This window comes from Microbacterium sp. T3-8 (assembly GCF_055398145.1).
This window is the reverse complement of record NZ_AP027918.1, coordinates 1,849,005-1,869,411: the sequence shown is the minus strand read 5'-3', so window position 1 is coordinate 1,869,411 and position 20,407 is coordinate 1,849,005. Positions and strand designations below refer to the sequence as shown.

The 20,407-nt window shown below is 68.9% G+C and carries 23 protein-coding genes; 8 read left to right on the top strand and 15 right to left on the bottom strand.

Annotated elements, in window-relative coordinates; genetic code table 11:
* Positions 1-22: 22 nt before the first annotated feature.
* Both ACZ5Y9_RS08825 and ACZ5Y9_RS08820 read left to right on the top strand, forming a co-directional pair.
* Positions 23-694, top strand: a complete 672-nt coding sequence (locus tag ACZ5Y9_RS08825) for a DMP19 family protein (protein WP_464471159.1) — start codon at positions 23-25, stop codon at positions 692-694.
* Positions 695-933: 239 nt separating this feature from the next.
* Positions 934-1,257: an immunity 22 family protein gene (locus ACZ5Y9_RS08820; protein WP_247622620.1), complete on the top strand. Its 324-nt coding sequence runs from the start codon at positions 934-936 to the stop codon at positions 1,255-1,257.
* Positions 1,258-1,288: 31 nt separating this feature from the next.
* Here ACZ5Y9_RS08820 and ACZ5Y9_RS08815 read toward each other — a convergent pair whose 3' ends face one another.
* From ACZ5Y9_RS08815 to ACZ5Y9_RS08785, 7 genes are all read right to left on the bottom strand, one after another.
* On the bottom strand, positions 1,289-1,939 hold the full coding sequence (locus tag ACZ5Y9_RS08815) for a hypothetical protein (protein WP_247622621.1): 651 nt from the start codon (positions 1,937-1,939) through the stop codon (positions 1,289-1,291).
* 228 nt (positions 1,940-2,167) lie between these two features.
* Positions 2,168-3,031 carry a bifunctional DNA-formamidopyrimidine glycosylase/DNA-(apurinic or apyrimidinic site) lyase gene (gene mutM, locus ACZ5Y9_RS08810; protein ID WP_247622622.1) on the bottom strand — a complete coding sequence of 288 codons (864 nt, stop codon included), beginning with the start codon at positions 3,029-3,031 and terminating at the stop codon, positions 2,168-2,170.
* The gene (gene rnc, locus ACZ5Y9_RS08805) at positions 3,024-3,641 is read right to left on the bottom strand and encodes a ribonuclease III (protein WP_247622623.1); all 618 of its coding nucleotides are present in this window, start codon (positions 3,639-3,641) and stop codon (positions 3,024-3,026) included. The genes mutM and rnc overlap by 8 nt, the downstream gene beginning before the upstream one ends.
* An 88-nt stretch (positions 3,642-3,729) precedes the next feature.
* A complete protein-coding gene (gene rpmF, locus ACZ5Y9_RS08800) occupies positions 3,730-3,939 on the bottom strand; it encodes a 50S ribosomal protein L32 (protein ID WP_247622624.1) in 210 nt (69 codons plus the stop codon).
* Between the two features lie 2 nt (positions 3,940-3,941).
* Complete coding sequence (locus tag ACZ5Y9_RS08795) at positions 3,942-4,436, bottom strand: YceD family protein (RefSeq protein WP_443677136.1); 495 nt, start codon at positions 4,434-4,436, stop codon at positions 3,942-3,944.
* 117 nt (positions 4,437-4,553) lie between these two features.
* Complete coding sequence (coaD, locus tag ACZ5Y9_RS08790; RefSeq protein ID WP_247622625.1) at positions 4,554-5,051, bottom strand: pantetheine-phosphate adenylyltransferase; 498 nt, start codon at positions 5,049-5,051, stop codon at positions 4,554-4,556.
* 54 nt (positions 5,052-5,105) lie between these two features.
* Complete coding sequence (locus tag ACZ5Y9_RS08785) at positions 5,106-7,280, bottom strand: ATP-dependent DNA helicase RecG (RefSeq protein WP_247622626.1); 2,175 nt, start codon at positions 7,278-7,280, stop codon at positions 5,106-5,108.
* Between the two features lie 61 nt (positions 7,281-7,341).
* On the opposite strand from ACZ5Y9_RS08785, the gene rsmD reads away from it, so the two are divergent.
* The gene (gene rsmD / locus ACZ5Y9_RS08780) at positions 7,342-7,947 is read left to right on the top strand and encodes a 16S rRNA (guanine(966)-N(2))-methyltransferase RsmD (protein WP_247622627.1); all 606 of its coding nucleotides are present in this window, start codon (positions 7,342-7,344) and stop codon (positions 7,945-7,947) included.
* On the opposite strand, the gene thiL is transcribed toward rsmD, so the two are convergent.
* A complete protein-coding gene (thiL, locus tag ACZ5Y9_RS08775; protein ID WP_464471158.1) occupies positions 7,917-8,912 on the bottom strand; it encodes a thiamine-phosphate kinase in 996 nt (331 codons plus the stop codon). The two genes, rsmD and thiL, sit on opposite strands and share 31 nt — an antisense overlap.
* 23 nt (positions 8,913-8,935) lie before the next feature.
* On the opposite strand from thiL, the gene ACZ5Y9_RS08770 reads away from it, so the two are divergent.
* Together ACZ5Y9_RS08770 and ACZ5Y9_RS08765 are read left to right on the top strand one after the other, a co-directional pair.
* On the top strand, positions 8,936-9,421 hold the full coding sequence (locus tag ACZ5Y9_RS08770) for a DUF3515 family protein (RefSeq protein ID WP_247622629.1): 486 nt from the start codon (positions 8,936-8,938) through the stop codon (positions 9,419-9,421).
* Positions 9,422-9,444: 23 nt separating this feature from the next.
* Positions 9,445-10,074, top strand: a complete 630-nt coding sequence (locus ACZ5Y9_RS08765; protein WP_336640465.1) for a hypothetical protein — start codon at positions 9,445-9,447, stop codon at positions 10,072-10,074.
* An 18-nt stretch (positions 10,075-10,092) separates the two neighbouring features.
* On the opposite strand, the gene ACZ5Y9_RS08760 is transcribed toward ACZ5Y9_RS08765, so the two are convergent.
* The 6 genes from ACZ5Y9_RS08760 to leuC form a co-directional block, all read right to left on the bottom strand.
* Positions 10,093-11,175, bottom strand: coding sequence for a D-alanine--D-alanine ligase family protein (locus ACZ5Y9_RS08760; protein ID WP_247956064.1), 1,083 nt, complete (start codon positions 11,173-11,175; stop codon positions 10,093-10,095).
* Positions 11,081-12,214, bottom strand: coding sequence for an NAD(P)H-dependent glycerol-3-phosphate dehydrogenase (locus ACZ5Y9_RS08755; RefSeq protein ID WP_247622632.1), 1,134 nt, complete (start codon positions 12,212-12,214; stop codon positions 11,081-11,083). Before ACZ5Y9_RS08755 ends, ACZ5Y9_RS08760 begins: the two co-directional genes overlap by 95 nt.
* The gene (locus ACZ5Y9_RS08750) at positions 12,204-12,959 is read right to left on the bottom strand and encodes a lysophospholipid acyltransferase family protein (protein ID WP_336640466.1); all 756 of its coding nucleotides are present in this window, start codon (positions 12,957-12,959) and stop codon (positions 12,204-12,206) included. Before ACZ5Y9_RS08750 ends, ACZ5Y9_RS08755 begins: the two co-directional genes overlap by 11 nt.
* Positions 12,960-12,964: 5 nt before the next feature.
* Positions 12,965-14,332: a UDP-N-acetylglucosamine 1-carboxyvinyltransferase gene (gene murA / locus ACZ5Y9_RS08745; RefSeq protein WP_247622634.1), complete on the bottom strand. Its 1,368-nt coding sequence runs from the start codon at positions 14,330-14,332 to the stop codon at positions 12,965-12,967.
* 65 nt (positions 14,333-14,397) lie between these two features.
* On the bottom strand, positions 14,398-14,994 hold the full coding sequence (gene leuD, locus ACZ5Y9_RS08740) for a 3-isopropylmalate dehydratase small subunit (RefSeq protein ID WP_247622635.1): 597 nt from the start codon (positions 14,992-14,994) through the stop codon (positions 14,398-14,400).
* 2 nt (positions 14,995-14,996) lie between these two features.
* Positions 14,997-16,436 carry a 3-isopropylmalate dehydratase large subunit gene (gene leuC / locus ACZ5Y9_RS08735; RefSeq protein WP_247622636.1) on the bottom strand — a complete coding sequence of 480 codons (1,440 nt, stop codon included), beginning with the start codon at positions 16,434-16,436 and terminating at the stop codon, positions 14,997-14,999.
* Between the two features lie 187 nt (positions 16,437-16,623).
* On the opposite strand from leuC, the gene ACZ5Y9_RS08730 reads away from it, so the two are divergent.
* The gene (locus ACZ5Y9_RS08730) at positions 16,624-17,919 is read left to right on the top strand and encodes an O-acetylhomoserine aminocarboxypropyltransferase/cysteine synthase family protein (RefSeq protein WP_464471157.1); all 1,296 of its coding nucleotides are present in this window, start codon (positions 16,624-16,626) and stop codon (positions 17,917-17,919) included.
* A complete protein-coding gene (locus ACZ5Y9_RS08725; RefSeq protein WP_464471156.1) occupies positions 17,916-19,229 on the top strand; it encodes an LLM class flavin-dependent oxidoreductase in 1,314 nt (437 codons plus the stop codon). The genes ACZ5Y9_RS08730 and ACZ5Y9_RS08725 overlap by 4 nt, the downstream gene beginning before the upstream one ends.
* 17 nt (positions 19,230-19,246) lie before the next feature.
* Here ACZ5Y9_RS08725 and ACZ5Y9_RS08720 read toward each other — a convergent pair whose 3' ends face one another.
* Complete coding sequence (locus tag ACZ5Y9_RS08720) at positions 19,247-19,744, bottom strand: DUF427 domain-containing protein (protein ID WP_464471155.1); 498 nt, start codon at positions 19,742-19,744, stop codon at positions 19,247-19,249.
* Positions 19,745-19,797: 53 nt separating this feature from the next.
* On the opposite strand from ACZ5Y9_RS08720, the gene ACZ5Y9_RS08715 reads away from it, so the two are divergent.
* Complete coding sequence (locus ACZ5Y9_RS08715) at positions 19,798-20,394, top strand: LON peptidase substrate-binding domain-containing protein (RefSeq protein ID WP_464471154.1); 597 nt, start codon at positions 19,798-19,800, stop codon at positions 20,392-20,394.
* Positions 20,395-20,407: the final 13 nt, after the last annotated feature.

Sequence of the window (20,407 nt, the reverse complement as noted above, 5' to 3'; positions counted from 1 at the left end):
CCCTGTGGTCGGAGCGCACATCGTGGATGTGACATTCGAGGAGAAGCGTATCCTCGTGCACCTCGATGACGGCCGCGCGTTGGCCGCCCCGCTGACCTCGGTGGGGCCGACGGTCGCGGCGATGAGTGCTGCGGAGCGCGCGGGCTGGATCCTCACCGATTCCGGCCACGGTGTGAACTGGCCCGCTGCCGGGCAGACCTCGGAAGGGGGCGCCCTGAGCGTCTGGAGCATCGAACAGGACGCCCTCTTCGAAGAAGCCCTCGCGGAGCTGGAGTCCGCCGCGTGGAAACCCGATGCCCTCGCCCCCCGTTCGCGAGCGCTGGTTGCGCTCTGGCGGCTGGTCGCCGACGGATACAACGGCGGCCTTATCCAGTTCCTGGGCAACTGGGGCATCGCCGAAGTGCAAACCGCCCGCGCGGCGCTCTCCGAATGCGGGGCGCACCGCACCAACGCCGCGCTCCAGGAGTTCTGGGATCTCATCGGCCCGATCACGGAGTCCGAAGAGGTCAGCACGATAGACGACGTCTACCGCGCGGTCGCGGGCGAGCTCGCCCCTCGTGTCGACGAGATCGACGAGGACTTCTGGGATGCCGCAAAAGAGCTGACGCTGCGTGTGCCGCTGACCTATGGGCCCGCGCGCTCGGCGCTGGAGTCGCCTGCAGCGGAGTCCCCGGCCGTCGGGTACGACGAGTGAGCGCGGCTCCCGATGCCGCGACCGAGGCGTACAAGCGAGCTCTCGTGGACGAAGCGCTGACCCGCACTCCCCGCGGGGGCTTTCCCGAGATCGAACGGCGCTAGGGGCTTCGCCCCGGAACCCTGTTCGATTGGGTCGACGCGTACGGGCCGCCCAAGCTCCCTACCCCCTTCTCCGCACTCCACTTCTGGATCGGCACGACAGCGCAGACCGAAGCGTAGTTCTTCTCCTACTTCGAGGTGCCCGACTCCTATTGGCAGGATGAGGAGGCATCCGCGGTCGATGCCGGTATCGGATTCAGCGTCGATCTCGACGAAGAACACGTGTACGACGAAGACCTGTTGCTCGTCATCCACCACGATGTCCCGCGCTCGGTCGCGGAGCTCGTCGCCGAGAGCACCCTCGAAGCGGAAGTCTCGACAGCAGCGATCGAAAAGAAGTGCGCTGAACTCGGCATCCACGACGCGAACGCCATGTTCGTCTACGGCGATCCGACCCAGGTGGTCACCGATACGACCAAGCTTTACAACGGACTCGCCTACATCGGCCTGTTCGCGGGCTGATCCGGCGATCACTTCGGAGTTCGAACGTGCCTCAGCCGCACGCCCAATCGAAGGCATCGGACTCGAGGTCGATCTGAGCGTTGCCTCCACCACCGAAGTTCGTCCCGACGATCTCTTCGATCTCCAGATACCAGGGAGTCAGCCCGTCCGGCATCGCCTGCACGGGAAACGCGGTTCCACCGAGATGACTCATCCCCCACAGCGGCGCGGCCCACGGGCGCAGTTCGTAACGCTCGTCCAACGGACTCGAGTAGTCATCGGGCGCGACGACACCCGCACCGACCTCTCCGGGGGCGAATCCGGCGTTGGGATCGACGCGCGGAACCAGCCACACGTCCGTCGTCGGTTCGTGAGTGTCCCAGGCGTTGCAGCCCTCGCTCTCGTCGGACCAGGAGCCGGGCAGGCGCAGATCACCTCGCGGTGCCGTGGGCCCTGCGGCGAGCTCGTCTGCCGTCAGCCAGAGCAGCGCGAACTCTCCGTCGATGAGGTCGCGCCGCCGACGAAGGCCAGGATGTTCGACGGCCTCGGCCAGATCACGCAGGAAGGGGTCGGCCGACCCTGCATCCGCGATCACGGGATCGGGCGCGAACTGGCCCTCACCGGCGAAGAACGCGATTCCCGGATACCGGCTCCCCTGCCGCCGATAGTCCTCGGGCAGCCATAGGGTGACGACGTGCATCATCGGGAGTCCGGTCGCAGAGCTTCGCGGCCAGTGCCTCCAATCGACACCCGGGCCATAGCTTCCGGCCCACCCGGCAGGAGGCTGCGGAGGCACCGGCGCAACCGCCGCACGGCCGGGAGCCGCGGCGACTCCATCGTGAGAGCGGAAGAGGAGATTCCATGCGGTGGGCGTCGAGGTCATACCGAGAGACTAGACGCTACGGGGGAGACTGGACTCCGAGCGGAGCGGTCATGGCCTCCGCTGGCAGCGCGGACAGTAGTGCGAGGAGCGATTCATGAAGCTCTCCCGCACGATGGGCTTTCCGCAGCGCGGGCAGGGTTTGCCGCCGCGCCCGTAGGCGTTCAACGAGTGGGCGAAGTATCCCGCCTGGCCGTTGACGTTGACGTACTGCGCATCGAAACTCGTACCACCCTCGGCGAGGGCCTTGGCGAGCACGGAGCGGACCTCGCCGAGAAGCCGACGCGCGGCCTGCGTCGACAGTCGGTCGGCCGGGGTCTCGGGGTGGATGCGAGCGGCCCACAGCGCCTCGTCGGCGTAGATGTTGCCGATGCCGCTGACGACCGTCTGGTCGAGGAGAACCCGTTTGATCGCGCTGCCGCGTTTGGCCAGGGCCGCGCGGAAGATCACGTCGTCGAAGAACGGATCGATCGGGTCGCGGGCGATGTGCAGCACCTGCGATGGCACGGCGCTCGGGCCGTCGGCGACGAGAGCGTCGACGGCGAGTGATCCGAACGTGCGCTGGTCGGCGAACACGACGGCGAGCTCGCCGTGCGTCGGATGTTCGATGTGCAGTCGGATGCGCTCGTGACGCTCGGCCGAAGCATCCGGCGCGCGCAGCAGCATCTGACCGCTCATCCCGAGATGCGCGATCAAGGCGGAGTCATCCGACTCGAGCGGCATCCACAGGAACTTGCCGCGTCGCGAGGCCGTGACGACACGACGCCCTTCGAGGCGACGCACGAAATCCGCAGCGCCGGCCGGATGCCGGGTGAGGGCACGCTCGTCGAACACGCTGACACCCGTGATGATCGCGCCGGTCATGGCGGGAGCGAGCCCCGCTCGGACGACCTCGACTTCGGGAAGCTCAGGCACGTTCGCTGAGGAAGCGCCAGGCGCTGAGCGCCGCAGCCATCTCGGCCGTCTTCTTGCTGCTGCCCAGGCCGTTCATCCGGACATCGCCGACGACGACCGTCGCCGTGAAGCGCCGATCGTGATCCGGACCGCTGGCGACCACCCCGTAGACGGGCGGGGTCGCGCCGATACGTGCGGCCAGCTCTTGCAGGCTGGTCTTCGGGTCCATCGCCGCGCCGTAGCGCTCGGGGTCGTCGAGCAGCGGCCGGGTGAGTCGCAGAACGAGCTCGGTCGCCGCATCCGGACCCGCCGAGAGGTAGGTCGCGCCGATGACGGCTTCCATGGTGTCGGCGAGGATCGAGTCCTTGTCGCGTCCACCGGTCTGCTCTTCGCCGCGTCCCAGGAGAAGGTGACTGCCGAGATCGATTCCTCGTGCCACCTCGGCCAGCGCCACGGTCGACACGACGCTCGCTCGGCGCTTCGCCAGCTGCCCCTCATCGAGTTCGGGGTGCGTGGTGAACAGCATCACGGTCACCGCCTGCCCGAGCACCGAGTCCCCGAGGAACTCGAGACGCTCGTTGTGCGGGATGCCGCCGTGCTCGTAGGCGTAGGAACGATGAGTGAGCGCCAACTCCAGAAGCTCCGCGTCGATATCGACGCGGAGCTTTGCTGGGAGAGGTCGCTTCCCCTCAGGGACCTCCGTCACGATGACTCGCGACTCAGACGTCAGCGACCTTGCGGCCCTTGTACTCGAGGAACAGCTCGGTGCCCTGCGAGTCGGTGACGACCTTCGCCTGGTGCGGACGGCTGTAGACGACCTTGCCGTTCTCGATCGTCTTCACGAGGGCGACGGGCGCCGCCTTCCACTGCGCGCGGCGCGAGCGGGTGTTCGAACGGGAAACCTTGCGCTTCGGGGGGTTACCAGCCATGACTAGCTCTCTTCTTTCTCGGCGGCGCGGCTCTGTGCCGTTCCGTCTTGGTCTGTGATCTGCTGGAGCGCACTCCATCGAGGATCGATGGGAGCGGCCTGCTCCGTCCCGGTGCTCGCGGTCAGCCTTTCGCCCGTTTCCGGGTCGAGACCCAGGCAATCCGGCTGACACACCGGCTGAAATGGAAGCGCCAAAACGGTCGCATCCCTGACGAGAGTTTCAAGATCCACGTGGTCGTCTTGAACCTCGAAGTCAGTTTCTTCCTCACCAGGATACGCGAAAAGCTCCTGGAACTCGACTTCGACGGGCCGAGCGATGTCGATGAGGCATCGACCGCACACGCCGACGTACTCCGCGTCGGCCGCTCCGGAGACGAGAATCCCCTCGTGCACGGACTCCAGTCGCACGTCGAGGTCGAGGTTCGAGCCCTTCTCGAACGAAACGATCCCCTCGCCCCACTGCTCGGGAAGCGTCACCGTGAAGGTATGCTCGCGCATCTCCCCCGGCCGCCGGACGATGTCGCGGACGGGCAGGATGAAGGGGCCGTTCAGTCGGGATCGCACCCGACAATGCTACCGGCCCTCACCGGCGCGGGGCTGGACGAACGCTCCGTCTCAGATCCCCCGGGCGCCCGTGTCGAGGAACTCGGCCACCACCGGCGGGACGAACGGGGAGATGTCGCCCCCGAGCGAGGCCACCTGACGCACGAGTGAGCTCGACACCAGCGCGTGCGCGGGATCGGGCAGGAGGAATACGGTCTCGATGTCGGCGAGGTGGCGGTTCACGATCGCCATCGGCGACTCGTAGGCCACGTCGATCTGCGATCGGATGCCCTTGACGAGGACTCCCGCATTCACGTCGCGCGCGTAGTCGACGAGCAGCCCCATGCTCCACGAGCCGATGATGATGTTGCCGGGCATCCCGTCGTCGGCGATCGATCGCTCCAGCAAGGACATGCGCTGAGCGATCGGGAGCATCGCCTCCTTGCCGGGGTTGTGCACGACGAGCACGTGGAGCTCGTCGAACAGGGTCGCGGCCCGCCGGATCACGTCGAGGTGTCCGAGCGTGGGCGGATCGAAGGAACCGGGGACGACGGCGATCCTGCTGCTCATGCCCACCAGCCTAGGGCACCTCTCCGATGCACTCCCCGTGCGGCGACATCGAGCTCAGTTCTTCGCGAGCGCGGCTCTGTCCTCGTCACTCACTCGCCGGAGGATCGCGTCGCGCAGACCGGCGTGTCGCGTGAGGTCGGGGTCAGCCGCGAGGATCTCCTCACCCAGCTCGCGAGCACGCACGATGAGGCCCGCGTCCTTCACGACCCGGAGGAGTTTGAGCGAGGAGCGCACGCCCGCCTGGGCGGCGCCGAGCACGTCGCCTTCGCCGCGCAGCTCGAGATCGACCTCGGCCAGCGCGAAGCCATCGAGCGTAGCCGCGACGGCATCGACGCGCTCTCGGGCGACGGAGCCGGACTCGGCCTCCGTGACCAGCAGGCAGAGCCCCGGGACGCCACCGCGACCGACGCGTCCACGCAGTTGGTGGAGTTGGGACACGCCGAAGCGATCGGCGTCGAGCACGATCATGGTCGACGCGTTCGGAACGTCGACGCCGACCTCGATCACGGTCGTCGCGAGCAGGAGATCGATCTCGCCGCGCGCGAACGCCTGCATGACCGCATCCTTCTCGTCGGACGGCATCCGCCCGTGCAGGACCGCACGTCGCAACCCGCCGAGTGTGGGATGGGTCGCGAGCGCCTCATCGAGCTGCACGACGCCCCAGCGCGGGCCGTTCCCGCCTTCCGACGCGATCGCCGGCTGCTCCCCCGCCTCGCCGGTCTTCTTGGTCGTGTCGATGGCCGCGCACACCGCGAAGACCTGACGCCCCTGGGCGATCTCCTCGGCCGCGCGTTCCCAGACACGGTTGAACCACCCGGGATGCTCGGCGAGCGGAGCGACGAAGGACTCGATGCCCGCGCGCCCCGCCGGCATCGTCCGGATGACGGAGGTGTCGAGGTCGCCGAAGACCGTCATGGCCACCGTGCGCGGGATCGGGGTCGCGGTGAGCACGAGTGCGTGCGGGCTCGAGCCCTTCGCGCGCAGCGCCTCGCGCTGCTCGACGCCGAAGCGGTGCTGTTCATCGACGACCACGAGACCGAGGTCGGCGAACGTGGTCTTCTCGCCGAGGAGTGCGTGGGTGCCGACCACGATCAATGCCTGGCCGGAGGCGACGCGCAGGGCGGCCTTGCGTCGCTCGGCAGCCGGCATCTGGCCGGTGAGGAGAGTCGGCATCACGAGCGGAGCCAGTTCGCGACCGAGCATCTTGGTGATCGAGCGCAGATGCTGCCCCGCGAGCACCTCGGTCGGGGCGATGAGCGCCGCCTGTCCCCCGCTCTCGGCCACCTGGAGCATCGCCCTCAGCGCGACGAGCGTCTTTCCCGAACCGACCTCGCCCTGCACCAGCCGGTTCATCGGCCACGCGCCGATCAGGTCTTCGGCGACCTGCGCACCGACCGTCTGCTGGTCGGGCGTGAGCGTGTAGGGCAACGCGGCATCGAAGCGCTCGAGCAGCCCTCCCGGCGACGCGGCGCGGGGGGTCGCGGAGAGCGCGCGCACCGCATCACGCTGCTGGAGCAGAGCGGTCTGCAGGGTCAATGCCTCGTGCATGCGCAGAGTGCGCACCGCAGGATCGATGTCGTTCTTGGTGCGGGGCCGATGGATGAGCTCGATGGCCTCGCGCGCGGTGAGGAGCTCCTCTCGGGATCGCACGGATTCCGGGAGCGGATCGGGCACGTCGACGAGCGCATCGATCACCCGACCGACGAATCTCGCGATCTGCCAGGTCTGTACCGTCGACGTCGCCGGGTAGATCGGGATCGGCACCGAAGCGCGGGCATCCGCACTGCGTCGAGCGGAATCCTCGTCATCGAACAACTCGTACTCGGGATGCGCGAACTGCGTCACGCCGTTGAACTCCCCGACCTTGCCGGAGAACACGCCTCGCCGACCCACCGCGAGATCGTTCGACCGCCACTCCGCCTGACCGATGTTCTTCGCGAAGAACGTCAGCGACATCCGACCGATCCCGTCGCCGATCACGACGTCCACCATCGCCCCGTTGCGATTGCGCATGCGACGAAAGCTCGACGAGAGCACCTCGGCCACGATCGTCACCGTTTCGCCGAGCGGGAGCTCGCGGATCGGAGTCAGCTCGCCCGGATCGGCGTAGCGGCGCGGATAGTGCGAGAGAAGATCGCCCACCGTGCGCATCGAGAACGCCCGATCCAGCGTCTTCGCGGTCGTCGTACCCAACGCGTCGTCGAGCGACGAATCCAGGGTGAGCGACATGCATCGAGTCTAGGGAACGCCACCGACACCCGCGTCACTCCGCCTGTCGTATCGTGAACGGGTGACGAGGATCATCGCCGGTACGGCCGGAGGAACGCGCCTGGAGGTGCCGGACGCCGGCACCCGCCCCACGAGCGATCGGGTGCGGGAGTCGCTCTTCGGAGCGCTCGAGTCGTTCGGCGCCATCGATGACGCCCGGGTGCTCGATCTGTACGCCGGCTCCGGCGCCCTGGGGCTGGAGTCGCTCAGCCGCGGCGCTCGCAGCGCCGATCTGGTCGAACGGGGGCGCGCCGCCGCAGCGATCGTGCGCAAGAACTCCGCGGCCGTCGCACGCGCCGGCGGAGTCGCGGCGGCCCGCGTGCACGAGAGCGCCGTGCATCCGTTCCTGGTGCGTGCGCAGGGCCCGTTCGACCTGGTGTTCACCGACCCGCCGTACGACCTCGATGACGAGGCGATGACCGCGGATCTCGTCGCCCTCGCGCCATTGCTGTCCCCCGACGCACTGGTCGTGGTCGAGCGTGCGCGCCGATCGACACCCCCGGATCTCGACGCCGCGGGGCTCGAGCTCGTGCGCGAGAAGACCTACGGCGACACCACAGTGTGGTGGGGGCAGCCGCTCGACGGCGCGGATCGCGATCAGCCCGCGGCGGAGTCCCAGTCGCGATAGGGGTCCCAACCCCGGACATCCACGGGTTCGCCATCGCACAGCACACCGTCACCGGATCGCTCGACCACGCGTCCGATCACGCGGAAGCCCGGAGCGAGCATCCCCTCGGGGAAGGTGGCCAGAAGGGCGTGGTCCTCGCCTCCGGCCAGGGCACGACGCGCATCCGGCCCGAGCGCGTGCCCGTCGAGTGCGAGGGTGACACCGGAGGCATCCGCCAGGCGACCGGCGTCGAGCGCGAGCCCGTCGGACACGTCCATCATCGCGGTCGCACCCGTCACGGCGGCCATCGGTCCGAGGCCGATCGGCGGTGACGGTCGCAGCTGGGCGGCGACCGCGGCCGCCTCACCGTCGCCGAGCCTCGACGGATCGACGGGGACAGGCGTCTCGCCGTCGCGGAAACGACCGAACAGCACCGCCAGCCCGTGGGCCGCGAGGCCCAGCTCACCGGCGATGGCGACGGATTCCCCGGGCCGCGCGCCCGAGCGGGTGATGGCCGAGCGCCCCTCGAGATCGCCGAGGGCGGTGACCGCGACGGTCAGCACATCCGAGACCGTCAGATCGCCCCCGACCACCGCGCACCCCGGCGCGAGCGCCTCGCACGCGTCGCGGAAGCCGTCGGCCAGCCGCTCGACGAACGACAGCCGCAGATCGCGAGGGACGGCGAGGGCGACCAGCAGGGCTGTCGGACGAGCCCCCATCGCGGCGACATCGGCGAGGTTGACCGCGGCGGCCTTCCACCCGAGGTCGTAGCCGGAGGTCCAGGCGAGACGGAAGTCGGGACCGTGCACGAGGGTGTCGGTCGTCGCGACCACCGAACCCGATGGGGCGGAGATCACCGCCGCGTCGTCTCCGGGACCGAGGATCGTGTGCGATCCGGGCGGCGTGCGCGACAGGATCGCGCGCAGGATGCTTCCCTCCGAGAGCTCGCCGAGCAGGGGGTCGTGGTTCTCGGGTCGGGAGGGCATGAACTCAAAGGTAGCCTGGAAGCATGCCCCTCTTCCGTCGCCTCGCTGCTGCCGTCGCGGTCGCCGGCGCCGCTGCGATCGCCCTCGCCGGATGCTCCACGACGATCCACCTCGAGCCCGCGGATGATGCGAACAACCCGGCCTGTGCGAACGTATCGGTGCTGCTGCCCGAGAACGTCGCCGGCTTCGACCGGGTATGGACGGATGCCCAGGCCACGGGAGCATGGGGTGATCCGACGATCGTGCTCCGCTGCGGCGTCGCCCCGCCCGCGCCGTCGGATCTCGTCTGCACGACGATCGGCAGCGTGGACTGGCTCGTGCTCGACCAGGAGGAAGAGCGTCAACGCCTGGTCACCTACGGGCGCGACCCCGCCGTCGAGGTCATCATCCGACGCGGCGCCGAGATCGACTTCCGCACGGTCGTCGAGAAGCTCTCCGCCAGCATCCAGCCCGGGCTCGAGCGGGCGACCGCGAAATGCACCGACCGCGTGGAGTCCCCCGCCGGCTGAGCGCGGTCTCCTAGACTCGCGGCATGAACCCTCAGCCCGCGAATCGAACTCCCGTCATCGCCGCCGTCCTGGTGGGCGTCGGCGCTCTCCTCAGCTCCCTCGCCGGCTACCTCTTCGTGCTCGGCGGCGTGCCGAATGTCCCGCGGGCCTGGATCCTGCCCGATCCGCTCGGGTGGGGCTTCGGCCGCGGAGGCTCTCCGCTGCCGGTCCTGGGCATGCTCCTGGCGCTCGTCGTGCTGAGCGGCCTGACCTGGCTCTTCGTGAGAATGATCGTCCGCGGAGCTCTTCCCGGGCGCGGGGCCGCCGTCTTCTTCGGCACCTGGGGTGCCGTGATGATCGCGTCCGCAGCCGCCGGCCTCGTCCGTGCGCCGCTGACCCTCGCGTACCTCCAGATCGACCCCACGCAGATCGAGATCTACCAGGTGCAGTTCTTCACGATCAGCACCGCGGGAGTCACCTGGGCACTCGTCTGGGGGTGGGTCACCGCTCTCGTGGCCGCGATCGTCCACCGCGCTGCAGCCGGCCCGGCGGCGCCGAGCGGTGCGTACGGCGCCGGGCATCCCGCACCTGCGTACCCGCCCCAGCAGGCGTATCCGCAGCAGCAGTACCCGGGCCCGCACCCCGGCCAGCCTCAGCCTCCGACAGCGGGCTGAGGCACCTCGCGTCGCCGATCAGCGGCGCAGGCCCGCCTCGATGAGCTCCGAGATCAGGTCGCCGTAGCTGAGACCGGAGGCCACCCAGCACTTCGGGAACATCGAGATCGGGGTGAACCCCGGCATCGTGTTGAGCTCGTTGACGACGAGGTCGCCCTCCGGAGTGAGGAACATGTCGACGCGCGCCAGCCCGCGACCGTCCACGGCCTCGAACGCGCTCACACCCGCGCTCTGGATCGCCGCGATCTCGGCATCCGTGAGCACGGCCGGGCACACGACATCGACGCCGTCTCCCCCGAGGTACTTGCCCTCGAAGTCGTAGAACCCGCGCGAGGTCAGCACGATCTCGCCGGGCAGCGATGCGCGCACGCCGTCGGCGCCCTCGAGCACCGCCACCTCGATCTCACGTCCGCTGACGCCGGTCTCGATCAGTACCTTGTCGTCTTCGGCGAACGCGATCGCGAGCGCCGCGTCGAGTTCGTCCAGCGCCTCCACCTTCGACACGCCGACGCTCGAGCCCGCACGCGCGGGCTTGACGAACAGCGGGAGGCCCAGTTCGGCAGCCTGTGCGCGCACCTGCGCGGCATCCTGCTCCCATGCACGGCGCCGAACCGTGACCCAGGGCGCCACGACGATGCCGGCTGCCTGCAGCGCGATCTTCATGAAGTGCTTGTCCATGCAGAGCGCCGAGTCGAGCACACCGCCACCGGCATACGGCACCTCGAGGGTGTCGAAGTACCCCTGGATCGTGCCGTCCTCTCCGTGCGGGCCGTGGAGGATCGGGAGCACCACGTCGATCTCACCGAGACCGTCGATCGTTCCGTCGACACGGACGACGCGCAGCGTGCGGTCTCCGCCGGGTTCGGGCCACAGCACGCGGGTGCCGTTGTCGACCACCTCAGGGAGGTGCGCGGCATCGAGCGGGAACTTGGCCGGGTCGTCGTCCTCGAGAACGAAGGCGCCCTCGCGGGTGATCCCGACAGGGATCACGTCGTAGCGACCACGATCAATCGCGCCCAGCACTCCGCCCGCCGTTGCGGAACTGATCGAATGCTCGCTGGAGCGCCCTCCGAACAGCACCACCACCGTCTGCTTGTCCATGGTTGGTCCTCTCCCCCTGCGGGGTGTCGTCGTCCGTCGTCAGGTGGGGTGCGATGTCGCGCGGGCTCATCTTGCCGTCGAGCACCATCTTCACCTGTTCGACGATGGGCATGTGCACCTCGGACTCGCGTGCCAGCTGCAGGATCGGCGCGACGGACGCGAGTCCCTCGGCGGTCTGCTGCATCTGCTTGACGACGTCCTGGAAGCTGTATCCCTGGCCGAGCAGACGCCCGGCCGTGTTGTTGCGGCTCAACGGCGACTGGCAGGTCGCGATCAGATCGCCCAGTCCCGCCAGCCCCTGGAGCGTCTCCGGGTGCGCACCGTTGGCGACCGCGAAGTCGGTCATCTCGACCAGTCCGCGGGTGATGATCGACGCCTTCGTGTTCTCGCCGTAGCCGACGCCGTCGACGATCCCGATCGCGACGGCGATGAGGTTCTTGAGCACTCCGCCGAACTCGGTGCCGATCACATCGGTGTTCACGAAGGTGCGGAAGTAATCGTTGCGCGCGGCACGGGCGACCGTCTCGGCCGTCTCCTGGCTGCGCGACGAGATGACGGCGGCCGTCGGCTGCTCCCGAGCGATCTCGAGCGCGAGGTTGGGTCCCGAAGCGATGGCCACTCGGTCGGGATCGCAGCGGAGCTCCTGCTGGATGACCTGGCTCATGCGCAGTCCGGTGCCGCGCTCGACGCCTTTCATGAGGCTGACGATCTTGGCGTCCGAGCCGGCGAGCAGCGGCCGCAACGCCTTCAGGTTCTCGCGCAGGGATTGGCTGGGCACGGACAGGTAGACCTGATCGACGCCCTCGAGCGCGGTCGCGAGCTCATGCGTCGCGGCCATCGACCGCGGAAGGTTGATGCCGGGGAGGTATCGCGAGTTGCGCTTGGCCTCGTTGATCTCCTGCGCCAGCTCGGCTCTGCGTGCCCACATGGTGACCTGGGCGCCGCCGTCGGCGAGGATCTTGCCGAAGGTCGTGCCCCAGCTGCCGGCGCCGATCACGGCGACGCGCGGCCCCTGGTGCGTCGTTCGCTTAGGAGTCAAGGCGCCCCGTCTCCTTCTGACCGTGCGTCGACGGGTTCCACCGCTCGGCGGGGGCCTTCTCGTCGCGCAGCTCTTCGAGCAGAACGGTGATCGCGTTCATCAACCGCGTGGTGGCTTCGTTCAAGGCGGCTTGATCGCCGCCGCGCCCCTGGAGGTCGGAGACGTCGACGGGGTCGCCGACGATCACGTCCACGGGCTTCCGGAGCGGCCAGAGGCTCAGCCCCTTCTGGTACCGGCCCATGATCTCCTGGGTGCCCCACTGGGCCATCGGGATCAGCGGGATGCCGTCGGTCAGGGCCAGGCGGACCGCGCCGGACTTACCGCGCATGGGCCACAGGTCGGGATCGCGGGTGAGGGTGCCCTCGGGGTAGACGATGACCCCGCGACCGTGCTCGACGATCTCCTTCGACTGCAGCATCGTCTGCTTGGCCGCCGTGGCCGACGATGCCCGCGCCACGGGGATCATGCCCGTCCTGCGCAGGATCCATCCGAGAACCGGCACACGGAAGAGGCTCTCCTTCGCCATGAACCTTGGTGCGCGTCCGATTCGCCACACGGCGACCGCCACGATCAGCGGATCGAACTCCGAATAGTGGTTCGGCGCGAGCACGTACGCCCCGTCGCGCGGGAGCTTCTCCGGGTTCCTCACCCGGATCTTCGCGATCAACGAGACGAGAGGGAGGACGATCACTGCGACCGGCCAGAAGATGCTGGGCCGCGTCGTCTCCGGCGACCTGTTGCGCATCGGCGTCACCGGAGGACGTCGAAGTCGGCGCCGAGCGCGTCGAGCTTCGCGAGGAACTTCTCGTAGCCGCGGCTGAGGATGTCGACCCCCGAGACCTTGGACTCGCCGGAAGCGGTGAGCGCCGCGATCACGTGGCTGTACCCGCCCCGGAGATCGGGCACGACGATGTCGGCGCCGTGCAGCGGGGTCGGCCCCGTGATGACGGCGGCCTGCTCGAGGTCGCGGCGCGGCACGCGGCGCGGTCCGGCCTGCAGCCCGCGCGGGTGGACGACGATGTCGGCGCCCATCTTCACGAGCGCCTCGGTGAAGCCCATGCGGTTCTCGTACACCGTCTCGTGCACGACCGACCGGCCGTTGGCCTGGGTGAGGGCGACCACGAGCGGCTGCTGCCAGTCGGTCATGAAGCCGGGGTGGACGTCGGTCTCGACGACCACGGGGCGCAGTTCGCCTTCACGACGGAAGAGGATGCCGTCCTCCTGGATGTCGAACCATCCGCCCGCCTTGCGGAAGACGTTGAGGAAGGTCAGCATCTCCTGCTGCTTCGCGCCGCCGACGAAGATCTCGCCGTCGGTCGCCAGAGCGGCGGATGCCCAGGAAGCCGCCTCGTTGCGGTCGAAGATCGACCGGTGATCGTAGCCGCGGAGCTTCTCGACGCCCTCGATGACGATGACCCGGTTGGGCTCGTACGAGATGATCGCGCCCATCTTCTGGAGCACGGCGATGAGATCCATGATCTCGGGCTCGATCGCTGCGTTGCGCAGCTCCGTCACGCCCTCCGCTCGCACGGCCGTCAGCAGGACCTGCTCGGTCGCGCCGACGCTCGGGTACGGGAGGTGGATGTTCGCGCCGTGCAGGCGACCGTTGGGGGTCGACAGACGGATGCCGCTGGGGAGCTTCTCGACGACGGCGCCGAACTTGCGGAGCGCGTCGAGGTGGAAGTCGATGGGGCGGTCGCCGATGCGGCACCCGCCGAGGTCGGGGATGAACGCCTGACCGAGACGGTGCAGCAGCGGGCCGCAGAAGAGGATCGGGATGCGCGATGCACCGGCGTGGGCGTCGATCTCCTCGAAGTGCGCCGACTCGACGTCGCTCGGGTCGAAGACGAGCGCACCGGGCTCGTCACCCTCGGACACGCGCACGCCGTGCACCTCGAGGAGGGAGCGGACGACCGCGACGTCGCTGATCGCGGGCACGTCGCGGAGGGTGCTGACGGTCTCACCGAGGAGGGAGGCGACCATCGCCTTGGTGGCGAGGTTCTTCGCCCCCTTGACGTCGACGCGGCCGCGCAGCGGGCGTCCGCCTCGAATCGCGAGGACGTCTCCGGTGAGTGCGGGGACTCCGTCCGGAAGAGCGTCGCGCACGGGTGTCGTCATTCGGAGCCTCACTTCAGTTCACTGTGTTCGGGGCGGGTGCCCCTCAGCCACCCGCCTCCACCGCGTTACTGAACGGGAAGGGTCCGGGGCCGCCACGACTCGCGACGGGCCTCGAACTGCGCGATCTTGTCTTCGTTGCGCAGCGTGAGCCCGATGTCATCGAGCCCTTCGAGGAGCCGCCATCTAGTGTAATCGTCGATACCGATCTCGGCCTGGATGTCGCCGATCGACGCGGTGCGCGCCTCGAGGTCGACGGTCATCCGAACCCCGGGATTCCGCTCGATCTCGGCCCAGAAACGCTCGAGATCCTCTTCGGAGATCGTTGCGGCGAGCAAGCCCTGCTTGCCCGAGTTACCGCGGAAGATGTCGGCGAAGCGCGGGCTGAGCACCACTTTGAAGCCGAAGTCGCGCAGCGCCCAGACGGCGTGCTCGCGGCTCGAGCCGGTGCCGAAATCGGGACCGGCCAGCAGCACGGAGGCGCCCTGATACGACGGCTGGTTGAGCACGAACTCGGGGTCCTGCCGCCAGCCGTGGAACAGCGCGTCCTCGAAGCCGGTCTTGGTGACCCGCTTGAGGAAGACGGCGGGGATGATCTGGTCGGTGTCGACGTTCGACCGCTTCAGAGGAGCGGCGATGCCGGTGTGGGTGGTGAACTTCTCCATGATCAGACCTCCAGATCGCTTGGGCTCGACAGGGTTCCGCGGATGGCCGTGGCCGCCGCGACGAGGGGCGACACGAGGTGCGTGCGCCCGCCCTTGCCCTGCCTGCCTTCGAAGTTGCGGTTCGAGGTCGATGCGCAGCGCTCCCCCGGTGCCAGCTGGTCGGGGTTCATGCCCAGGCACATCGAGCACCCGGCGAAACGCCACTCGGCGCCGAAGTCCTTGATGATCCGGTCGAGGCCCTCGGCCTCGGCCTCGAGGCGTACACGCGCCGAGCCCGGCACCACCATCACGCGCACCCCGTCCGCCTTCTTCTTGCCCTCGATGATCGATGCGAAGGCGCGCAGGTCCTCGATGCGGCTGTTCGTGCACGACCCCATGAAGACGGCATCCACCGGCACCTCCTTGAGAGGCGTCCCCGGCGTGAGGTCCATGTACTCGAGTGCGCGCTCCGCGGCGGCGCGCTCGTTCGGATCGGTGATCGCGGCGGGATCCGGCACCGCCGCCGAGAGCGAACTTCCCTGTCCGGGGTTGGTGCCCCAGGTCACGAACGGCTCGAGGTCGTCGGCGTCGATGAACACCTCGGCGTCGAACGCGGCGCCGTCGTCGGAGGGCAACGTGCGCCAGTAGGCGACGGCATCCTCCCAGTCCTGGCCCTTCGGCGCGTGCGGACGCCCCTCGAGGTAGTCGAAGGTTGTCTGGTCGGGCGCGACCATTCCGGCGCGGGCACCTGCCTCGATCGACATGTTGCAGATCGTCATGCGCCCCTCCATCGAGAGGGCGCGGATCGCGCTGCCGCGGTACTCGAGCACGTAGCCCTGGCCACCGCCGGTGCCGATCTTCGCGATCACGGCGAGGATGATGTCCTTGGCGGTGACGCCGGGTCGCAGCGTTCCCTCGACGTTGATGGCCATCGTCTTGAACGGCTTCAGGGGCAGCGTCTGGGTCGCCATGACGTGCTCGACCTCGCTCGTACCGATGCCGAAGGCCATGGCGCCGAAGGCACCGTGGGTCGAGGTGTGCGAGTCGCCGCAGACGACCGTGATGCCCGGCATGGTGAGTCCGAGTTGCGGGCCGACCACGTGGACGATCCCCTGCTCGGCGTCTCCCAGGGAGTGCAGGCGGACTCCGAACTCGGCGGCGTTGCGGCGCAGCGTCTCGATCTGCGTGCGGCTGGTGAGATCGGCGATCGGCTTGTCGATCTCCCACGTCGGAGTGTTGTGGTCCTCCGTGGCGATCGTGAGGTCGAGGCGGCGCAGCGGTCGCCCTTCCGAGCGCAGGCCGTCGAAGGCCTGCGGACTGGTGACCTCGTGCACGAGGTGCAGGTCGATGTAGATGAGATCCGGCTCGCCGTTCTCGCCCTTGACGACCAGGTGGTCGTCCCAGACCTTCTCGGCGAGGGTTCTCGGGCGTGAGGAATCGACGTCGACTGCGGGGGTGTTCATGGCTCTTCTCCTGAAGCTGGCGGTTCGGCCCACGATGGACTCCGCGACGAGGAGGGGCTCAGAACGAGGTCTCGTCGCGGCCGCTAAGAAGGAGCACGATCCGCATGACGTCAGGTTACCACCGCTTCGGCGCCCGATGACGCGCCGTGACACTCTACTGTTCACCCGAATCATCGAGAGGCATCGCATGACCGCCGACCACGCCCGCTTCGCGACTCGCGCCGTGCACGCCGCGAGGACGCGAGACTCCGCCGCTGCGCGCGCGACGCCGATCTACCTGACCGCCGGCTTCGAGTTCGACGACTTCGATCACGCCGCCGATCACTTCGGCACCGGCGCCGGCTTCGGCTACACCCGCACGGGCAATCCGACCGTTCGGGCCGTGGAGCGGCAGATCGCCGCGCTCGAGTCCGGGGCGGATGCCCTGCTCGTCGCGAGCGGTCAGGCGGCGGTCGTGACCGCCCTTCTGACGGTCGCGGGCGCAGGCGACCACATCGTCTCGTCGACGCACATCTACGAGGGAAGTCGCGGACTCTTCCTCGACAATCTCTCCCGCTTGGGGATCGAGACGACGTTCGTCGACGACATCGCCGATCCGGATGCCTGGCGCGCCGCCATCCGTCCGAACACCCGGGCCCTGTTCGCCGAGTCGATCGCCAACGCCCGCAACGACATCCTCGACGTCGCCGTGGTGAGCGCGGTCGCCGAGGAGTCGGCGATCCCGTTGATCGTGGACAACACGCTCGCGACGCCGTTCCTCGTGCGTCCGCTCGAGCACGGAGCGGCGATCGTGGTGCACTCCGCCTCGAAGTTCCTGGCCGGGCACGGCTCGGTGCTCGGCGGTGTGATCGTCGACGACGGCCGCTTCGACCCGGCGGCCGCCGGACACAATGCTCCCCATCTCGTTCTCCCGGGCCGCAACGGCGAGCCGAGTGTCGCCGCACGGCACGGTGGGAACGCGCGGATCGCGTACGCCCGGGAGAGCGTGGCTCCTCGATTCGGCGCCTCTCCCTCCCCGCTCAACGCCTTCCTCATCGGTCAGGGCGTCGAGACGCTCGGACTGCGGGTCGAACGGCAGTCGCGCAACGCCCAAGCGGTCGCCGAGTGGCTGTCGGAGCATCCCGACGTCGAGCGGGTGGACTACGCCGGTCTCCCCACCCACCCCGATCACGCGACCGCGGCGCGCTATCTCCAGGGCGGGTTCGGCTCCATCTTCACCGTCACCCTCCGCGGAGGCCTCCCCGCCGCACGCGACTTCGTCGAGAGCGTCGGCGTCTTCATCCACATGACGCACATCGGCGACGTCCGCTCCCTGGTGCTGCATCCGGGCACGACCAGCCACTCCCACCGCACCGAGGACGAGCGCCTCGCTCTCGGCGTGCACCCGGGTACCCTGCGCCTCTCGATCGGCATCGAGGACATCGACGACCTCATCGCCGATCTGTCGCGCGTGCTCGAGACCGTTCGGGAGGTCGTCGCATGAGCCGCCCGCAGCACTTCGGCTGGTTCCTCGCGCGCGGCTTCGGACCGCAGGGCTGGGGCTACCCGTCGCTCGATTGGGACTACGACTGGACACGACCCGAGATCTACCAGGAAGCGGCGCGCACGCTCGAGCAGGCCGGATTCGATCTGGTGATCATCGAGGACGGCCCCTCACTCGGATCGCCCTCGACCATCGATCTGCGGGTGCGCCACGCCTTCGGTGGGCCCAAGCACGACCCTCTGCTGCTCGCCCCCTACCTGTTCCAGGCGACGAAGCATCTCGGCGTGGTGCCCACGGTGAATCCCGCGGCGTCCCTGCCGTTCACGTCGGCCCGCCAGTTCGCCACGCTCCAGCATCTGAGCGGACATCGCCTCGGTCTCAACGTCGTCACCGACACCGGGAGCGCGCGTCATTTCTCCGGCGCGGCGCAGCTCGGGCACGACGAGGCCTACGACCGCGCGGAGGAATGGCTCGACGGCATCCGCGCGCTCTGGCGCAGCTGGGACGACGGAGCCCTCGTGCTCGATCGTGCCAGCGACGTCTATGCCGACGGCTCGAAGCTGCGCCCGGTACAGCACCGCGGCGAGTACTACTCCTTCGACGGGCCGCTCAACGCGATCCCCTTCACCGACGGCGAACCGGCGATCGTGTCGCCGGGCGGGTCGGGCCGCGGCCTCGGCTTCGCGGGCGCGAACTCCGACGTGCAGCTCGCGCTCGCGCCGCTGAACGAGAAGTCGGTGCGCGCGTATCGGAAGAAGATCCACGATGCGGCGATCGAACGCGGACGCCGCCCGGAGGACATCAAGATCCTGTTCGCCATCCAGCCCGTCATCGTCTCGTCGCCCGAGGAGGCATACCGGATCGTCGCCGCCTCGGCCCATCCCGATGACGCCGCCCTCGAGCAGATCGCGCGCAAGCAGTCGAGCGACCTCGAGACCGATCTCACCGGACTCGACCTCGATCGCCCGCTCGATCTGTCGATCTTCGGCGCACACGTGTCACGCGGAAGCATCCAGCGACTGATCGGCGACCGCGGCGAGGACGCCCCCCTGCGCGCGCACCTCACCGCCCTCGTCCGCGCCGGACGCATCAGCGATCGGAGCGGCTTCGTGGGTACGGCGGAGGAGTTCGCCGACCTGATCGAGGAGCTCGGCGAGTGGGGCAACGACGGCGTACTGCTCTGGGGCGATTTCCACCCGGTGACCCTGCACCGCACGCTCGACGAGCTGGTGCCGATCCTCCGTCGGCGCGGCATCCTGCGCCGTGAGTACGCGGACGGCGGGCTGCAGGCGAACCTGCGGGCGTTCTGATCGTCGGCGGGCGGGAACTACCAGCCCATCGAGCCCGGGATCCCCTTGAACGGACCCACGACGGCCGACGTGACCCAGCCGCCGTAGAAACCACCCGGCTGCGGGACGACGATCTCTCCGCCGACCGTGCATTCGTCCATGGGCCCGGCGTACACGGCGACGCGATCCTCGAGCGCTTCGAAACCCCGCGTCGGATCAGGGTAGTTCCATGCGGCGCCCGGACGCACGACACCTCCGCCGTGGACATCGAGATAGCGCGCTGCACCCTTGAACTCGCAGAACGACGAACCGGCCGCGTCGGTGAGCGCACCCGGTGCGAAGTCGGCTATCGGGAGGTAGTAGACCGGCGGGTGGCTCGTCTCGAGCACTCTCATCGCCCGGTCGGTGTCCGCGATCAGTTCGCCGCCGAGCCGGATCGTCACGCGTTCCGCCACCGCTTCCACTCGAGGCGGTCGCGGGTAGTCCCACACCGATTCCTGGCCGGGCGCGGGAGTGACGGGGAGCGGTCTGCGCATCTCTTCACTGTACGACGCTGGCCTGCGTGCGGCGCGGGGTGTTGACTGATCCCATGAACCCGATGCCGATGTTCCCCCTCGGCTCGGTGCTGTTCCCGTACACCCCGCTCCCGCTCCGCGTGTTCGAGACCCGCTACCTCACCATGATCGGGCGGCTGCTCGACGAAGAGGATCCGGAGTTCGGCGTCGTCCTGATCGAGCGCGGCGCCGAGGCGGGCGGTGGCGATCAGCGCAGTCGCATCGGAACCCTGGCGCGGCTCGTCAGCGTGTCCGCCGACACCGAGGTGCTGCATGCGCTCGCCGTCGGCACGGAGCGTTTCCTGGTCGAGCAGTGGCTCGACGACGACCCGCATCCACGAGCCGCTCTGACCCCGCTCCCCACTCTGGAGTGGCACGACGGGTTGACCCCCCTGCTCGCCGAGGGCGAGTCGATCGTGCGGCGCGTGCTCGCCCGCGCACCCGAGGCGCGCTGGGATCCGAACACCGAACTCTCCGACGATCCCCTCGCCGCGTCCTGGCAGCTCGCCGCGATCGCCCCGCTCGGCGAGTACGACCGCTATTCGCTTCTGCAGTCGGAATCGGTCGGGGCACTGCTCCGTCAGACGATCGACGCCACCCTCGACGCGGAGATCCTCTGGTCGGCGGAGTGATCCGCGCCCGAGT

Excerpts from the sequence above, each read along its gene's own strand:
- ACZ5Y9_RS08815 (WP_247622621.1), bottom strand. The coding sequence starts at position 1,939 with ATGATGCACGTCGTCACCCTATGGCTGCCCGAGGACTATCGGCGGCAG.
- rpmF (WP_247622624.1), bottom strand. The coding sequence starts at position 3,939 with ATGGCTGGTAACCCCCCGAAGCGCAAGGTTTCCCGTTCGAACACCCGC.
- ACZ5Y9_RS08795 (WP_443677136.1), bottom strand. The coding sequence starts at position 4,436 with ATGCGCGAGCATACCTTCACGGTGACGCTTCCCGAGCAGTGGGGCGAG.
- coaD (WP_247622625.1), bottom strand. The coding sequence starts at position 5,051 with ATGAGCAGCAGGATCGCCGTCGTCCCCGGTTCCTTCGATCCGCCCACG.
- ACZ5Y9_RS08785 (WP_247622626.1), bottom strand. The coding sequence starts at position 7,280 with ATGTCGCTCACCCTGGATTCGTCGCTCGACGACGCGTTGGGTACGACG.
- thiL (WP_464471158.1), bottom strand. The coding sequence starts at position 8,912 with ATGCCCTCCCGACCCGAGAACCACGACCCCCTGCTCGGCGAGCTCTCG.
- ACZ5Y9_RS08770 (WP_247622629.1), top strand. The coding sequence starts at position 8,936 with ATGCCCCTCTTCCGTCGCCTCGCTGCTGCCGTCGCGGTCGCCGGCGCC.
- ACZ5Y9_RS08765 (WP_336640465.1), top strand. The coding sequence starts at position 9,445 with ATGAACCCTCAGCCCGCGAATCGAACTCCCGTCATCGCCGCCGTCCTG.
- ACZ5Y9_RS08760 (WP_247956064.1), bottom strand. The coding sequence starts at position 11,175 with ATGGACAAGCAGACGGTGGTGGTGCTGTTCGGAGGGCGCTCCAGCGAG.
- ACZ5Y9_RS08750 (WP_336640466.1), bottom strand. The coding sequence starts at position 12,959 with ATGCGCAACAGGTCGCCGGAGACGACGCGGCCCAGCATCTTCTGGCCG.
- murA (WP_247622634.1), bottom strand. The coding sequence starts at position 14,332 with ATGACGACACCCGTGCGCGACGCTCTTCCGGACGGAGTCCCCGCACTC.
- leuD (WP_247622635.1), bottom strand. The coding sequence starts at position 14,994 with ATGGAGAAGTTCACCACCCACACCGGCATCGCCGCTCCTCTGAAGCGG.
- leuC (WP_247622636.1), bottom strand. The coding sequence starts at position 16,436 with ATGAACACCCCCGCAGTCGACGTCGATTCCTCACGCCCGAGAACCCTC.
- ACZ5Y9_RS08730 (WP_464471157.1), top strand. The coding sequence starts at position 16,624 with ATGACCGCCGACCACGCCCGCTTCGCGACTCGCGCCGTGCACGCCGCG.
- ACZ5Y9_RS08725 (WP_464471156.1), top strand. The coding sequence starts at position 17,916 with ATGAGCCGCCCGCAGCACTTCGGCTGGTTCCTCGCGCGCGGCTTCGGA.
- ACZ5Y9_RS08720 (WP_464471155.1), bottom strand. The coding sequence starts at position 19,744 with ATGCGCAGACCGCTCCCCGTCACTCCCGCGCCCGGCCAGGAATCGGTG.
- ACZ5Y9_RS08715 (WP_464471154.1), top strand. The coding sequence starts at position 19,798 with ATGAACCCGATGCCGATGTTCCCCCTCGGCTCGGTGCTGTTCCCGTAC.